Here is a 15515-nt window from a genome sequence, read left to right as displayed (position 1 = left end):
CGCCAAGTCAAATGATCAGGTTGGCGAGGATCTCGTTTTCGGTGATATCCTCGTAACCCATGCCGGCTGCTTCGAAATTTCCGATCAGCCGGGCGAAATTCTCTGGCGCCTTGGTTTCGATTCCGATCAGGATGGAGCCGAAGTTGCGCGCCGATTTCTTCAGATATTCGAAGCGGGCGATATCGTCGTCGGGGCCGAGCAGATTGAGGAAATCCCGCAGCGCGCCGGGGCGCTGGGCGAGGCGCAGGATGAAATATTTCTTCAGCCCTGCGTAACGCATGGCTCTTTCCTTTACGTCAGGCAGGCGCTCGAAATCGAAATTGCCGCCGGAGACGACAGCAACGATGGTCTTGCCGCGGATCGCTTGGCCGTCCATCGCGGCGATCGCCGTCAGCGACAGGGCGCCGGCCGGCTCCAGCACGACGCCTTCGACATTCAGCATTTCCTGAATGGTGACGCAGATGGCGTTCTCCGGCATCAGTTGCACTTGGCTTGCCGGGAAATCGCGAAGAGCGGCGAAGTTCAGGTCGCCGATGCGCCCCACCGCCGCGCCGTCGACGAAATTGTCGACCTTGGCAAGCGTCGTCACCTTGCCCGCCTCGATGCTGCGCTTAAGGCTCGGCGCGCCGGCCGGCTCAGTGAAGACGAAAGCCGATTTCGGCACGGTGCCGTCGAGATAGCCGGTGATGCCGGCGGCCAGTCCACCGCCGCCAACCGGCAGGACGACCATGTCGGGCACTGTTCCTTCCGGCAGCTGCTGCATGATTTCGGCGGCCACCGTCGCCTGGCCCTCGATGATGTCCGCATGGTCGAAGGGCGGCACCATGACGCCGCCGACCGCTTCAACATGTTCGCGGGCGGCCTGGTAGCACTGGTCGAAGAAGTCGCCGAACAGCCGGATAGTGATGAATTCGGCGCCGAACATACGGGTCTTGTCGATCTTTTGCTGCGGTGTCGTCACCGGCATGAAGACGACGCCCGGTACGCCGAAATGGCGGCAGACGAAGGCAAAGCCCTGAGCGTGATTGCCGGCCGAGGCGCAGACGAAGGTCTTGCCGGCCGCACCCTGCCCGATCGCCTTGCGGAAGAAATTGAAGGCGCCGCGGATTTTGTAGGAGCGCACCGGCGACAGATCCTCGCGCTTCAGCCAGATATCGGCGCCGTAGCGGGCCGACAGATGATCGTTGAGCTGCAGCGGCGTTGCCGGAAACAGGCTACGCATTGCCTCTGCGGCACTTTCGACATCAAGTTTCGTCACGGGCGTGGTCCATTCTCTCAATTAGCCACCGCCGCTATGGCACAGGCCAACCGGCAAAAGAAAGCCCGTTTCGGCCGTTTCCGGTTCGCGCCCGGACCGGTTCGCTCCGAGGAAGGCTTTCTTAAGCCAATCGCGAAATTGGCGGCACATGAACTGATTTTAACTGTCAATAAAAAGGGCGGCCACTTATATGAAGCTATGATGATCTTCAAATTCGCAAAACCGCTCGCCTGGCTGCTGCTTGCCTTCATCATCTTCGCTACGGTTTCCCCGATCGGAGAGAGGCCGGACACGGTCACCACGGTCGATGTCGACCGTGCGGCCGCCTATCTTCTCGTCGGCTTGGCCTTTGCGCTCGGTTATCCCAAACAGTGGAAGATGGTGGCGGTGCTGCTGATCGTCGGCGCATTCGCCATCGAATATCTGCAATATCTCGCGCCTACCCGCCATCCGCGCCTGCATGACGCGAGCATCAAGGCGATGGGCGCAGCCCTCGGGCTGCTGGCTGGCTGGGTGATCAACAGGTGGCGCGAGACCAAAGCGCCAAACGCGCTTCCTTTCGCAGAACGCTGATTATCTCGAGTTAGAAATCGCTCAACTGCACTGCCCAGAAGAACAGTGGTATCGCAGCTATCGCAGTTCCGAGAACAAGTGCGACGCTGGTCTTGAAGATCCGGATGCGCCGAACCCTGGTCCCATTCCAATCGTAAACCATCGTCTTACTCCCACAAGACAATACTTACTCAACCGCCTTACTGTCGCGGCGCAATCCTTGCATCGAAAATGTCATTGTCAAGCAAAAACACGCTTTCACGCGCAGATGCGGGCAAATTCAAAGTGGATAGTTGTGGTGCGGGCGACGGGGGTCGAACCCGTACAGCCAAGGCCGAGGGATTTTAAGTCCCTTGCGTCTACCAGTTTCGCCACGCCCGCTTGCGGCATTTTCAATATCTTGCGTCATGGGCGATGGGAAGAGCCGGGAGGCGTAAAAATCGTGCCCGTTTTGGCCGGCAGCACCGACGAATGATCGGCCAAGCATTTCCGCTCGAAAGCCGCCACTGATCAAGGGCCGCCAGTCTGTGGACCAAAAGAGGCGCGGCGAGCCCCATGCCCGCCGCGCCTTCATTATTTCAGCATCAAAGATCAGGCGAGCTTGGCAGCAAGCTTGGCGACATGGGCGCCCTGGTATTTCGCGCCTTCCAGCTCGATCTCAGAAGGCTGGCGCGAGCCGTCGCCGTTGGTGATGGTGGAGGCGCCGTAAGGCGAGCCGCCCTTGACTTCCTCGGTGCCCATCTGGCCCTGGAAGGCGTAAGGCAGGCCGGCAACGACCATGCCCTGGTGCAGGAAGGTGGGGATGAAGCCGAGGATGGTCGATTCTTGGCCGCCGTGCTGGGTTGCCGAAGAGGTGAAGACCGAACCGAGCTTGCCGACAAGCTTGCCGGCGAACCAGAGGCCGCCCGTCTGATCCCAGAAATTGCGCATCTGCGAGGCGACCGTACCGAATCGGGTGCCGGCGCCGACGATGATGGCGTCATAGTCCGCCAGTTCATCGACGGTGGCGATCGGAGCGGCCTGGTCGACCTTGTAATAGGAAGCCTTGGCGACGTCTTCCGGAACCAGTTCCGGTACGCGCTTGACGGTGACCTCGGCACCGGCCGATTTCGCGCCTTCGGCGACGGCATAGGCCATGGTTTCGATATGGCCGTAAGCCGAATAATAAAGAACGAGAACCTTCGCCATCTTCTATCTTCCTTGAAACATCGTTGAATTTCGTGCCCGACGTGACTTCTATCAGCGCGCCTGGTTGAACAAAGCCCCGCCCTCAAGAACTCAGTGTTCAACACCCGGAGACGAAAATTCGCTTGCGGTTTTCATTTCGGCAAAAATGACGCATCGCCCGAATTTAAAAGTTAGAGCATCATGTCGTCCGAACCCGCCTGCACTTTTCGGCATCATGCTCTTGGTGTTTGCAAAGCGACCGAACGGCGCTACCTATTCCCCAGCCTCACATCACGGAACATCCTATGAGCCAAGACATCGTCGTCACCGCCGCCATGCTCGCCATCGGCGACGAACTTCTCTCCGGCCGCACCAAGGATAAAAATATTGGCCATCTCGCCGATTTGCTGACGCTTTCCGGCATCGATCTCAAGGAAGTGCGCATCGTCGCCGACGACGAGGACGCGATCGTCGAGGCGCTGAACGCGCTTCGCGGCAAATATGATTATGTCTTCACCTCGGGCGGTATCGGGCCGACGCATGACGACATCACCGCCGACGCCATCTCCAAGGCTTTCGGCGTGCCCTGCGAATATGACGAGACGGCGATGACGCTGCTTGCCGAGATGTATCGGCGCCGTGAAATGGAATTCACCGAGGCGCGCCAGCGCATGGCGCGCATGCCGCGCGGGGCTGCCCATATTCCCAATCCGGTCTCGACCGCGCCCGGCTTCATCATCGGCAACGTCTACGTCATGGCCGGTGTGCCGCAGGTCTTCCAGGCGATGGTCGACAATGTGCTGCCGACGCTTCGAACCGGCACGCCGGTGCTCTCGCTCGCCATCGCCTGCCCTTACGGCGAAGGTGAGATCGGTACGCCCTTGACCGCGATCCAGAAGGCACATCCGGAAACCAGCATCGGCTCCTACCCGCGTTATATCGGCCAGAAATTCTCGACCGAGATCGTCGTACGCGGCCGCTCCCAGGCGGTTATCGATGCAGCCGGCACCGAGGTGCGGGCGATGATCGACACTATCCGCCAAAGGAAGGACATTGCCGAAAACCATTCCGCCGAGGCTTGAGGGCAACGCCGGAACCTGGGGCATCCTTGATCCCTATCAAGGAACAGGAGAACGGTCCGGCGCATTCCTTCCCTCGCGCAAGCCATTCAGCGCAAGGAGAATTGATATGTCTTACAAAACCATTCTCGCCATTCTTGATACATCAGACAATAGTACCGCGGTTGCCGATTTCGCATTTGCCATCGCTGCTGAAAGCGGCGCCCATGTGATCGGCCTGCATGCCGAAATCATCTCCGCCGTGCCGCTGGTGGCGCCGATGGAAATCCCCGATCCCGTTGCCGTGCAGGCGCTGCAGGACATGGCGCATAGCGAAACGATTGCGGTTGAGCGCATCTTCAGGGCGAAAGCGGAGGCATCAGGCGCCTCCTCCGAGTGGCGCAGCTTTGCCACATCGACCGGATACGGCTCCGCGCCGCTGATCGAAAGTGCGCGCAGCGCCGACCTCTTGATCGCCTCGCAGGCCGACCCGGCCAGACCTTCCGACAGCCACGTCGACGTCGACAGCTTTCTCTTCGAAACCGGTCGGCCGGTGCTGATGATCCCCTATATCATCCGCCAACCGAAGCCGATCAAGCGCGTGCTGATCGCCTGGAACGGTTCGAAGGAGGCGGCGCGCGCGACCTTCGACGCGCTGCCGATCCTCAAAGCCGCCGACGAGGTGGAGATCTTTTCGGTCGATCCGGCCGACACGGCGCTGCAATCGCCGCTGACGGCAGGCGCCGACATCGCCGCGACGCTTGCGCGTCATGGCGTGAAGACGACGCTTTCGACGGCACAAAGTGTGGACAAAAGCGCATCGCATGTCATCGAGAACCGGCTTTCGGACAGCAGCATCGATCTTCTCGTCATGGGCGCCTATACGCACTCCTGGCTCTGGCAGATGATCTTCGGCGGCACGACCAAGACCCTGCTGCAATCGATGACGGCGCTGACCCTGTTGTCGCGTTGATTGGCTGCTCTTGCCTTTTGCCGGCAAATCCCGCTAATTGCGGCGACCGATGACAGCTTCGAGCTCGGCCCCCTCTCGCGCAGTTCCGGCTGCGCGATTTGCGTTTTGCCAATCGCCGCTTCAAGCCTGTCCGGTCGCCGGCCAACGGCGTGTCGTTTTTTCATGCCGCGGAGCAGCCCGATGTCCCTTCCCGATAAAGCCTTTCCCGTTTCCTGGGATCAGTTCCACCGCGATGCGCGCGCCCTTGCCTGGCGGCTTGCCGGCTTGAATCAGACATTTAAGGCGATCGTCTGCATCACCCGCGGCGGCCTCGTTCCGGCCGCGATCATCTCGCGTGAACTGAACATCCGGCTGATCGAGACCGTCTGCGTCGCGTCCTATCATGACTATGTGAACCAGGGTGACATGGTGCTGCTCAAGGGAATAGCGCCCGAACTTATGGAGAATGGCGGCGAAGCCGTGCTGGTCGTCGACGATCTGACCGATACCGGCAAGACCGCCGCACAGGTGCGCACTATGCTGCCGAAAGCACATTTCGCCTGCGTCTACGCCAAGCCGAAGGGCGTGCCGACGGTCGACACTTTCATCACCGAGGTGAGCCAGGATACCTGGATCTATTTCCCCTGGGACATGGGTTTCACCTATCAGGAGCCGATCGCCAAGGGCGCGGGCTGATCGTTACAGACCAAAGCGCGCGACAATCGTATTTACTACTTGAAATTGTTCCAGATTTTGTCAGCGAGGTCTTCGGAATCCGCTATCGGGATCTGCACATCTATTTTATCTTTTGCTCATAAAATCGACAGATGCGAATCGTGTCGGGTTGCGCCTCAAGCGTGCGGCGAACAATACGGGTATAGGGAAGCAAGATGGCTCGATGGGGGCATATAGGAGCGGTTGTGACTGTCGGGCTGGCGACCTTTCTGTTGCCGCTGGCGCGCGTCCACGCTGAGCCTGCCTACATTCCCCTCGTGCACGACTATGTCGAGAAGCGGATCCGACCAATTGTGGAAACGCCATTGGTGTTGAAGGCCATTGCCGAGCAGAACGCGAAATTCGGCAATGTCAGCGAAATGGATATGCGGGTACTCGATGAGACCTACCGGTCGGAAGTCAATCAGCACCACCTGCAGATGGTCAAGCTGCTGCTCGACAAATCCGTGTCGCAGTACCTGAGGGAAAACCAGGACGCCTCGCAGGGCGCGATTCTCGAATTTTTCGTCACGGACTCGCATGGGCTGAATGTCGGGCAGAGCACCATCACCGCCGACTTCTGGCAGGGCGACGAGGAGAAATATCTCCAAACCTTCGCCAGCGGCTCCCGCGAGATCTTCATCGACCGGGCGGAACGCAATGAATCCACCCAGAATCTCGAGACGCAGGCGAGCTTCGTCGTCATGGACGAAGAGAACAGGCCGATCGGCGTCGCCATCGTCACCATCGCCATCGATGCGCTCTAACAGCATGTCGCGCAAAAGTTTGCGCTTTTGCGATAACGACGTGCTTTAGGAGCACTGATTTCACCGGCGAATCGGCATGCTCATTTGCGCCGGAAATGCCATCATAAGATTTGCCGGAGGATGGTTTTTTGCCATTCCGAGGTTTTCCTTAGCCGGCAACGCCTGCAAGCCATTGTAATATCAGCGCTCCCCGGCTTTCCCCAATCTCCACAGGCGCATCCACAACATGTTGTGGTTAGCAATCAATTAAAAGCCAGCCCTTGACGGAATCAGCTGTTTCAAACTTACTGTCCCTGATGTTGCGGCGGCGACAGAACCGGAGGTAACGAGCCCGGTTCCCTTTTGAAAATTAGGACGCGGAATCAGGGCGATGGACCGAAAACGGTTCAGGCCCGACAGGATTTTTGCGCGGTTTTCAGCCTCCAAAAAAAGCGGCATTGGGACTGGCGATAATAAGCTGTTAATACTATATTTAGCGTTTGCAGCCACCATTACCACAAGATACAGGAAGGACATCTCCGGATGACACCCCTGTCACAATACGGAAACGAGACTGGCTGCGCGACGACAAAGTGCCGCCGGATAGGAATTTTGCGCCGAGGTCGCGGGGACCAGGCGCCAACACGAGGTCAAGACAATGCGCATCGAACGTCGTTTCACAAAGGCCGGCCAAGGCGCCTATGCGGATATCGAATTCCGCAAGGCGACGAGCGAGATCAAGAACCCTGACGGTTCGATCGTGTTCCGCCTCGAGAACATCGACGTTCCCGCGCAGTTCTCCCAGGTCGCGACCGACGTTCTGGCGCAGAAGTATTTCCGCAAGGCCGGCGTTCCCACCCGGCTGAAGAAGGTCGAGGAAAACGATGTTCCTTCCTTCCTGTGGCGCTCCGTTCCCGACGATGCTGCGCTGAAGACCCTGTCTAAGGACGAACAGACCGGCTCCGAAATCGATGCGCGCCAGGTCTTCGACCGTCTTGCCGGGACCTGGACCTATTGGGGCTGGAAGGGCGGCTATTTCTCCTCCGAGGAAGATGCCTCGGCCTTCAAGGACGAGCTTGCCTATATGCTAGCCACCCAGCGCGTCGCCCCGAACTCGCCGCAGTGGTTCAACACCGGCCTGCACTGGGCCTACGGCATCGACGGCCCCGGCCAGGGCCATTATTATGTCGATCCCTTCACCGGCAAGCTGACCAAATCCAAGTCGGCCTACGAACACCCGCAGCCGCATGCCTGCTTCATCCAGTCTGTCGAGGACGATCTCGTCAACGAAGGCGGCATCATGGACCTCTGGGTGCGTGAGGCGCGCCTGTTCAAATACGGCTCCGGCACCGGCTCCAACTTCTCGATGCTGCGCGGCGAAGGCGAAAAGCTTTCCGGCGGCGGCCGCTCCTCCGGCCTGATGAGTTTCCTGAAGATCGGCGACCGCGCCGCTGGCGCCATCAAATCGGGCGGCACGACGCGCCGCGCCGCCAAGATGGTGGTCGTCGACATCGACCATCCCGATATCGAGGAATACATCAACTGGAAGGTCAAGGAAGAGCAGAAGGTCGCAGCCCTCGTCACCGGCTCCAGGGTCGTCGCCAAACATCTGAAGGCGATCATGAAGGCCTGCTTCAATTGCGAAGGCGGCGACAATGGCGATTGCTACGATCCCAACAAGAACCCTGCCCTGAAGCGCGAAATCCGCGCCGCCAAGAAGGACCAGGTTCCGGAGAACTACGTCCAGCGCGTCATCCAGTTCGCCCGCCAGGGCTACAAGGATCTCCAATTCAAGACCTACGATACGGACTGGGACTCGGAAGCCTACCTCACGGTATCAGGCCAGAACTCCAACAACTCCGTCTCGATCAAGGACGACTTCCTGCGCGCCGTCGAAAATGATGGCGAATGGAACCTGACCGCCCGCAAGGACGGCCGGGTGATGAAGACGCTCAAGGCGCGCGACCTCTGGGAAACGATTTCCTACGCTGCCTGGGCCTCGGCCGATCCCGGCATCCACTTCAACACGACGATGAACGACTGGCACACCTCGCCGGCCGGCGGCCCGATCCGCGGCTCGAACCCGTGCTCGGAATATATGTTCCTCGACGACACGGCCTGCAACCTTGCCTCGCTGAACCTGCTGCAGTTCAAGGACAAGGCCACCAAGCGCATCAACATCGCCGATTACGAACACGCGGTTCGCCTGTGGACCGTCGTGCTCGAAGTCTCGGTGATGATGGCGCAGTTCCCGTCGAAGCGCATTGCCGAACTCTCCTACGAATACCGCACGCTCGGCCTTGGCTACGCCAATATCGGCGGCCTGCTGATGTCAACTGGCATTCCCTATGACTCCACTGAGGCCCGCGCCATCGCTGGCTCGCTGACCGCGATCATGACCGGCATCTGCTATGCGACCTCGGCCGAAATGGCTGCCGAGCTTGGGCCCTTCCCGAACTTCGCGCCGAACCGCGAGAGCATGCTCAAGGTCATTCGCAACCATCGCCGTGCCGCGCATGGCGAGAGCTCCGGCTATGAGGCGCTGTCGATCAACCCGGTCGCGCTGATCCATTCGGAAAACCCGGACCAGGATCTAGTCGCCCACGCCAAATCGGCCTGGGACAAGGCGCTCGAGCTTGGTGAACAGCATGGCTACCGCAATGCCCAGGTCTCGGTCATCGCGCCCACCGGCACGATTGGTCTCGTCATGGATTGCGACACCACCGGCATCGAGCCCGACTTCGCCCTCGTCAAGTTCAAGAAGCTCGCCGGCGGCGGCTACTTCAAGATCATCAACCGCGCCGTGCCCGACGCGCTGCGCACGCTCGGCTATTCGGAAAGCCAGATCGCCGAGATCGAGGCCTATGCCGTCGGCCACGGCAACCTGAACCAGGCGCCGGCTGTCAATCCGTCGACGCTGAAGTCCAAGGGCTTCACCGACGAGAAGGTCGAAGCGGTCAACGCCGCGCTGAAGAGCGCCTTCGACATCAAGTTCGTCTTCAACCAGTGGACGCTCGGCGCCGACTTCCTGAAGGAGACGCTGAAGGTTTCCGACGAACAGCTCGCCGACATCAGCTTCAGCCTGCTCGACCATATCGGCTTCTCGAAGAAGGACATCGAAGCCGCCAACATCCATGTCTGCGGTGCGATGACGCTGGAAGGCGCGCCCTTCCTCAAGAATGAACATCTGCCGGTCTTCGATTGCGCCAATCCCTGCGGCAAGATCGGCAAGCGCTACCTCTCTGTGGAAAGCCATATCCGCATGATGGCGGCGGCCCAGCCGTTCATCTCGGGTGCGATTTCCAAGACGATCAACATGCCGAACGAGGCGACCGTCGAGGATTGCAAGAACGCCTACATGCTCTCCTGGAAGCTTGGCCTCAAGGCCAACGCGCTCTATCGCGATGGCTCGAAGCTGTCGCAGCCGCTCAACTCCTCGCTGATCGAGGACGAGGACGATGAGGATGCGCTGGAGGAACTGCTGCAGGCGCCGCTGGCCGCCCAGGCCGTCACCGTCACCGAGAAGATCATCGAGCGGGTGATCGAACGAGTTTCGCGCGAACGCGAGAAGCTGCCGAACCGCCGCCAGGGCTATACCCAGAAGGCCGCCGTCGGCGGACATAAGGTCTATCTGCGCACCGGCGAATTCGGCGACGGCCGCATCGGCGAGATCTTCATCGACATGCACAAGGAAGGTGCTGCCTTCCGTGCGATGATGAACAATTTCGCCATCGCCATCTCGCTCGGCCTGCAATATGGCGTGCCGCTCGAGGAATATGTCGAGGCCTTCACCTTCACCAAGTTCGAGCCGGCCGGCATGGTCATCGGCAATGATGCAATCAAGAACGCCACCTCGATCCTCGATTATGTCTTCCGTGAGCTTGCCGTCTCCTATCTCGGCCGCCACGACCTGGCCCATGTCGATACCTCGGACTTCTCGAACACGGCACTCGGCAAGGGCATCCAGGAAGGCAAGACCAACCTGCTCTCCACCGGCTGGACCCGCGGCTACAAGCCGACGCTGGTGTCCGGCACCGGCGGCGAACGCCAGGCAGGCGAACCCAAGGGTGCGGCCACCGCCGCCCCTGCCCGCGCCACTTCCACCGGCACAGTGACCGCCTTTGCCGGCGCCGCTGCCCGCAAGCTGGAGACGACGATTGCCGTCTCCACCTCCGAAATCGTTGCCTTCAAGCGCGACTACGAGGAGCGCGCCAAGGAGTTGGCGGAAGAGATCGCCGAAGAGGTGACCGAGGAAATCACCAGCGACGCAACGGCCCTCTTCTCCGACAAGGCGGCAGCCGACGCGGCAACGGCGAAATCCGAAGCCAAGAAGCGGGAAGCAGAACGCCGCCAGCGCTCGATCATGCAGGGCTATACCGGCAACATGTGCTCGGAGTGCCAGAACTTCACGATGGTGCGGAATGGCACCTGCGAGAAGTGCGATACGTGTGGTGCTACGAGCGGGTGCAGCTGAGTAGGCGCTGGTTGAGTTCTGATGAATGGGCCCCGTACAAATGTCGCGGGGCCTACATTCAGCGACAGCTTGCTCTTCAACGGAAACCCGACTTGGCAACGTGTTGAAACGCAACGAAAACTGTCCGGAAACTGAATAATGGAACAGACCATTAACTCAGGAGGTAGCATTCGTGGGGAGCACAAGCTCGCTGTTCACTAAGAGGACACGTATGTCTCGGACCCCAAAGTTCGATTTTTAAACTCATTAACGCCAACCCAACGCGGTTGGCTCTGGCATAGTACCTCGGCATGACAGGTCGCCCGGAGCATTTGGCATCAAACTGGGGGATGAGATGGGACTATTTGATGGACTACTAGGGCATGGTTCGAAGGTCGATCCAGCGGAACTTCGCAAGCGCCTCGACGGCGTGTTGATCGATGGCGAAGACGCCCAACTGGCTTACAAGGTCATTCGCGACTTTTTCGTCTTCACGCAGTGGCGCCTGATATTGGTTGACGTCCAAGGCTTCACCGGAAGCAAAGTGGACTACATGTCCGTTCCGTATAAGGCAATCACGCGGTTTTCCGTAGAAACTGCCGGGACGTTCGACCTCGATACCGAGCTGAAGGTCTGGGTGTCTGGAACTGCGACACCCATCGAACGAACGCTTAAAAAGGGCACCGACGTCCGTGGCATACAGCGAGCGTTAGCCACAGGGATATTCGGTAGATAAAACACCACTTTCCGGCTCCATTGCTATTTCGCTGTAAGCTTCGCTCACGTCCCGGGCCTTGGTCAGTTGCTGAACCAACGGCACGAGATCCGGGTCGGCCGTTTCGAAATAGCCTTCTTCTTGGCGAGCTTCGTCGCCGAAACGGAGCATCGAAGGACGATGCCCTCACCGCGCGGTTCCAATACAATTGCCCGTTCCCTGCGTCCGATCACGAGCTTTGAAACCCCGCGACGTTATCGGAGGTTCGCGAATCACGGCAGAAGCCTCCTGCGCGGTTGGATTGCAACCAAGGGAGGCCTATTCGTCAGGATCCCCGCTGTCAGCACCGCCATAAATGTCGAGCAGCAACTCGGGATTAGACCCCTCGCCGCGCAGCTCCTCCAAAACCTGTTCAAGGATGCGGCCGTATTTTACGAGCGGCCTTGCACGATCTTTGTGCCGGAGGTCGACTATCGTCTTCTCGACGGCTTTGACCAATTTGTCAGCAAGGGGGTCTTGGCCCTCTACGAGCGCAAACGGCTCGACCACGCGCCAGCGCAAAAGTCCAACCAACAGCATGGGGGCGTATTGGAACCTGGTATAGGTTGAGCCTAAGTTTTCCTCGAACTCACGAAGGACGCGCTGGGCTATCCGCTCGACATCTTTCCTGGTGAGCAGTCGCGGAGCCGTCTCAGACCGAGAAAGCAAGAACGCCATTGCGGCGGTTTCCCTTTGCCACTTCCAGGTATCAATCGTCCTTCCAAGTACCTTGTGGATGGCCTGGAGCTCGAAATTCCGGTTGCTTGCGACACGACCAAGGCCCTGGTATGCGAGTTTCCAGTGCGCGCCCTGTGTGAAGATCGGATGCCCACGAACCTCCTTGTCCCACGCTTCGATCAGCAAGCTCGACACCTCGGCAGGGCACCTCCGGAACTGCCACGTCAGGAAGCGGAATGACTGAGTGCCGACTCCTCCTCCTTTTAAACCCCGGCGAACCTCGTCAAGTGCCCTTTCGACGAGACGGTCCAGCCGTGAGATGGAAGCGGCGTCGACTTCCGAGGGGATCGCTCCGTCGCTTGAAATCGCATACTTCCCTCCGGGGCGAGCAGAAAGGCGGTTTGCTAATGCAGTCCAATCGACGACAGCACGATCGACGTTCTTTTCCAGCAGAGTTGCAAAACCGTCTCCACGGGAGCTGTCGTTCCAAGCATCGACACCGCATGCGAGCACAAGACGGCCCGGTATCGTCGGCGCAGGCTTCTTGAAGCCTTCGAGCAGGTCGTCCCATGATCGATCGAGTTCAGTCGCCCCATCCCAATCCACATGGAAATGATGACCCAACTTCCGTGAATGGACCAGAATTTTGGCACGCCCGGAAGCCGGGCTCTGCTCAACCCAAAGCTCAACGGGAACGGTCTGGTCGACTTTGACGCCGATGTTCACCTCGGCTTTGCGCGGATATTCAGCCGTTTCCTTACGAAGAAAAATCGAAAAACGATCCTGCCCCGCTTGGATTGCCAGCCGTGCAGGCTTCGGGCTTCTGTACACCTCTCCTGCAGGAAGAGTTTCCTCGGAATCGACGAGATCAAAATTCTCGGCCGCGTCACGACGTTGAACGATCGTCGATATCTGCGGAAGAAAATCGAAATAGATCGGGTCGCGTTTGCTCATGCGACGTGCTGCGTATAGCGCGCCCTCAGCCACGGATTTCTCGACAAGCATATGGACGCCTCGCCCGACGCTCTTCACCATTGCTGAATGAAAAGCCTCTCTCACAGCGCCTTCCGAGAGCGTTTCCAACAAGAGAATATCGCAACCCGAAATATCGGCACGGAGGTTCGGCAATTCAGGGAAACGACCGAAATCGAGAGACGCTGGCGGCGTCAAAATTTCCCAGTCGCCATTGCTCTGTCGAAGAACTTCGGTTTCCGCCGAAATACCAAGAGCGAGGTGACCGTTAGCGCGCGCCCACGCAAGATGATCGGTGCGACCGCTGGAGGACGCGGACAAGACCGCCTCTTTCGCCCGCTGCGCCAGGCCTAGATAGCCCCAGTTCGATCTTATTAACTTTCCGACCGATTTGCGTTCGGGTGCCAGAACAGTATCGCCATGGCTGCGTTCCCGCCGGATACGGAGGCGCTGGACGGTGATACCGTCAGCAACGTGCGAAATCACTCCTACGGTTTGGCCCTCTAAAATCGTGCCGTCCTCGATGGCAAAAAGGGTCGCCAACACCGACCGCCAAACAAGAAGCGGAGTCGATATTTTTGCTTTTCGTAAGGCAGTTAGAAGGCGTTCTTGAAGCAGTTCGCCAGTGTCTGCGTGGTCATCCAGACTAGCTACGCCAAATCCTGCCAAGGATGACATTCCCTTCAACGCGGCCGTCAAATGTGCGACCGATGGATCGCCTGCAAGCAATTCGGTTACCTTAACGCGCCTCTCTGAAGCACCGATCGCTCCCCAGCCCGAGCCAAGACCATGAGGGGAAATTGCGGCCTGGGCGCCCCCGACCAACCCGCTATCGGACTTTGCCGCAGTCTCAACTACCACGCCAAAGATGCCTCCCTCTACGATAGCGGAGGGAACCTCTTTTTCCTCGCCGTCAGGAAGAGTAACCCAGTTCCTGGCCGCTGTGTCTCGCCATCCGTTGAGGTCGTAACCGCACAGCTTCTTCATGACGGATTCGCGTAAATTTCGCCGCGGGCGAACGTCCGAATTGCATCCAACCCCTTCCGCAGCCCTTCACCCGACGCCTCCAACGCGATCCCGTCAACCCGAGTTCTAGCGCCGTCCGCCAAACAGAACTCGAACTCACCGTGCGACGGCGTGAGGATCAGGCCGTTGCGCAAAACCTCGGTCTGGCTGAAAGGCTGGATCTCAACCAAGCGCTCATTCGCTCGCTGAACAGCATCACCAAGGTCCAACCTTGCCATCGAGTGGGGCGTCCAGACTGCGACGCGTCGCGGCATTCCGCCTGTATGTATGTCGGAAATTCGCAGTGACACATGCGCACGCGTCAACGCAAGCAGTCGACCCGGAGCCTCTGGTCGGGACTGCACCTCGACGATGCGCCCAGTGTTTTTAAGCCAGAATACAGCAATGGGGCGATCCTGCTCAAACCATCTGCCGAGAGAAGCCTCAGAACGCCAAACTATTGGCGACTGTGCGACCAGTTCTGCTTCCTCCAGTTCGCTCAATGCGAGCACAACAGCAAGGACAGAGAAGTCCGTCCAAGTTTCTGCTTGCCACGCCCATAGGTCGTCGAGAACCTTGTCTTCCTCAAGGAGACGACGCCATGCTTCATAGATCGCGTTGTAGCTAGGGTCCTGCATCAGGACGTAGTTCGGAATAACGCCTGCGTCCGCGGTGCTGATTTCAAGATCGGCGAGCATCTTGGCAAAAGTCTTACAGAAGCGTCCGAAGTGCTCGACCTCCGCATAGCGACGACTGGTCTTGGCTCGCGGATGTTCCAGCATCCATTCACGGGCGACCTGGAAAGCCAGCCTGGAATATGAGTGAAGCACCCTGTTTTCTGGGGTGTCGAAGTTCTCCCGTCGAACGGTGGCCAATATTCGCTGACTGGTGCCAGCCCTCTCCGCAATGGTCCGTCCAGGCTGGCGAACCAACCATCGCATAGATGCTCGGTCCATCTCCTGGACGCGATCCAGCGATGTCAGTTCGCGGGAGCGGCGCAGAACACGCCTGATCCTTGGCTCCAAAGCTTTCAAACGAGGAAGAACGTCCTGCGCTTGGCGGACGATCTCGGCCATTCGAGGATCTTCTTCATTCTCAGCACGCTCCCAGGCGTCGCGCAAACGTGGCCAGACATGCAGCGGATCCTCAAGCGCCTCTCCAAGCTCCTGCACCCTTGCGAGAACTTCGTTCATTCGGCGAAGGAGT

Annotated in this window: 12 protein-coding genes, 1 tRNA gene and 1 pseudogene; 7 read left to right on the top strand and 7 right to left on the bottom strand. The window is 59.1% G+C overall.

Going from position 1 to position 15515, the window contains the following annotated elements; translation table 11 throughout:
- Positions 1-7: 7 nt before the first annotated feature.
- Entirely contained in the window at positions 8-1258 is a 1251-nt protein-coding gene (gene ilvA, locus AC244Q_RS07745; protein ID WP_128406305.1) for a threonine ammonia-lyase, read from the bottom strand.
- Positions 1259-1396: 138 nt separating this feature from the next.
- Here ilvA and AC244Q_RS07740 point away from each other — a divergent pair, with 138 nt between their 5' ends.
- Positions 1397-1831 (top strand): VanZ family protein, encoded by a 435-nt coding sequence (locus tag AC244Q_RS07740; protein WP_206641070.1) that lies wholly within the window; start codon positions 1397-1399, stop codon positions 1829-1831.
- Positions 1832-1841: 10 nt separating this feature from the next.
- On the opposite strand, the gene AC244Q_RS07735 is transcribed toward AC244Q_RS07740, so the two are convergent.
- From AC244Q_RS07735 to wrbA, 3 genes are all read right to left on the bottom strand, one after another.
- Positions 1842-1973, bottom strand: coding sequence for a hypothetical protein (locus tag AC244Q_RS07735; protein WP_017993704.1), 132 nt, complete (start codon positions 1971-1973; stop codon positions 1842-1844).
- Positions 1974-2106: 133 nt separating this feature from the next.
- A tRNA-Leu gene (locus AC244Q_RS07730) sits at positions 2107-2191 on the bottom strand.
- Positions 2192-2401: 210 nt separating this feature from the next.
- Positions 2402-2998 (bottom strand): NAD(P)H:quinone oxidoreductase type IV, encoded by a 597-nt coding sequence (wrbA, locus tag AC244Q_RS07725; RefSeq protein WP_003538774.1) that lies wholly within the window; start codon positions 2996-2998, stop codon positions 2402-2404.
- 284 nt (positions 2999-3282) lie between these two features.
- On the opposite strand from wrbA, the gene AC244Q_RS07720 reads away from it, so the two are divergent.
- The 6 genes from AC244Q_RS07720 to AC244Q_RS07695 all read left to right on the top strand — a co-directional run bounded on the left by AC244Q_RS07720 (position 3283) and on the right by AC244Q_RS07695 (position 11636).
- Positions 3283-4059 carry a competence/damage-inducible protein A gene (locus AC244Q_RS07720; protein ID WP_017993702.1) on the top strand — a complete coding sequence of 259 codons (777 nt, stop codon included), beginning with the start codon at positions 3283-3285 and terminating at the stop codon, positions 4057-4059.
- Between the two features lie 106 nt (positions 4060-4165).
- Complete coding sequence (locus AC244Q_RS07715) at positions 4166-5008, top strand: universal stress protein (protein ID WP_064648899.1); 843 nt, start codon at positions 4166-4168, stop codon at positions 5006-5008.
- 180 nt (positions 5009-5188) lie between these two features.
- Positions 5189-5683, top strand: coding sequence for a xanthine phosphoribosyltransferase (gene gpt / locus AC244Q_RS07710; protein WP_017993700.1), 495 nt, complete (start codon positions 5189-5191; stop codon positions 5681-5683).
- Between the two features lie 194 nt (positions 5684-5877).
- On the top strand, positions 5878-6468 hold the full coding sequence (locus AC244Q_RS07705) for a hypothetical protein (RefSeq protein WP_113545403.1): 591 nt from the start codon (positions 5878-5880) through the stop codon (positions 6466-6468).
- 637 nt (positions 6469-7105) lie between these two features.
- Positions 7106-10921 carry a vitamin B12-dependent ribonucleotide reductase gene (locus AC244Q_RS07700; protein ID WP_113545404.1) on the top strand — a complete coding sequence of 1272 codons (3816 nt, stop codon included), beginning with the start codon at positions 7106-7108 and terminating at the stop codon, positions 10919-10921.
- Between the two features lie 334 nt (positions 10922-11255).
- Positions 11256-11636 (top strand): PH domain-containing protein, encoded by a 381-nt coding sequence (locus AC244Q_RS07695; protein WP_113545405.1) that lies wholly within the window; start codon positions 11256-11258, stop codon positions 11634-11636.
- A 51-nt stretch (positions 11637-11687) separates the two neighbouring features.
- Here the strand turns inward: AC244Q_RS07695 and AC244Q_RS07690 are convergent.
- The 3 genes and pseudogenes from AC244Q_RS07690 to AC244Q_RS07680 form a co-directional block, all read right to left on the bottom strand.
- A pseudogene (locus AC244Q_RS07690) lies at positions 11688-11874 on the bottom strand (non-homologous end joining protein Ku); the annotation flags it as partial.
- A 59-nt stretch (positions 11875-11933) separates the two neighbouring features.
- A complete protein-coding gene (locus AC244Q_RS07685) occupies positions 11934-14291 on the bottom strand; it encodes a hypothetical protein (protein ID WP_113545406.1) in 2358 nt (785 codons plus the stop codon).
- Positions 14288-15502, bottom strand: a complete 1215-nt coding sequence (locus tag AC244Q_RS07680) for a DUF2357 domain-containing protein (protein ID WP_245460443.1) — start codon at positions 15500-15502, stop codon at positions 14288-14290. The genes AC244Q_RS07685 and AC244Q_RS07680 overlap by 4 nt, the downstream gene beginning before the upstream one ends.
- Positions 15503-15515 lie beyond the last annotated feature (13 nt).

Source organism: Rhizobium sp. CB2179 (assembly GCF_057653455.1).
This window is presented reverse-complemented; position numbering and strand designations above follow the sequence as displayed.

Bases quoted from the DNA above. Each gene is read 5' to 3' on its own strand.
- AC244Q_RS07735 (WP_017993704.1), bottom strand. From the start codon at position 1,973: ATGGTTTACGATTGGAATGGGACCAGGGTTCGGCGCATCCGGATCTTC.
- wrbA (WP_003538774.1), bottom strand. From the start codon at position 2,998: ATGGCGAAGGTTCTCGTTCTTTATTATTCGGCTTACGGCCATATCGAA.
- AC244Q_RS07720 (WP_017993702.1), top strand. From the start codon at position 3,283: ATGAGCCAAGACATCGTCGTCACCGCCGCCATGCTCGCCATCGGCGAC.
- AC244Q_RS07715 (WP_064648899.1), top strand. From the start codon at position 4,166: ATGTCTTACAAAACCATTCTCGCCATTCTTGATACATCAGACAATAGT.
- gpt (WP_017993700.1), top strand. From the start codon at position 5,189: ATGTCCCTTCCCGATAAAGCCTTTCCCGTTTCCTGGGATCAGTTCCAC.
- AC244Q_RS07705 (WP_113545403.1), top strand. From the start codon at position 5,878: ATGGCTCGATGGGGGCATATAGGAGCGGTTGTGACTGTCGGGCTGGCG.
- AC244Q_RS07700 (WP_113545404.1), top strand. From the start codon at position 7,106: ATGCGCATCGAACGTCGTTTCACAAAGGCCGGCCAAGGCGCCTATGCG.
- AC244Q_RS07695 (WP_113545405.1), top strand. From the start codon at position 11,256: ATGGGACTATTTGATGGACTACTAGGGCATGGTTCGAAGGTCGATCCA.
- AC244Q_RS07685 (WP_113545406.1), bottom strand. From the start codon at position 14,291: ATGAAGAAGCTGTGCGGTTACGACCTCAACGGATGGCGAGACACAGCG.
- AC244Q_RS07680 (WP_245460443.1), bottom strand. From the start codon at position 15,502: ATGAACGAAGTTCTCGCAAGGGTGCAGGAGCTTGGAGAGGCGCTTGAG.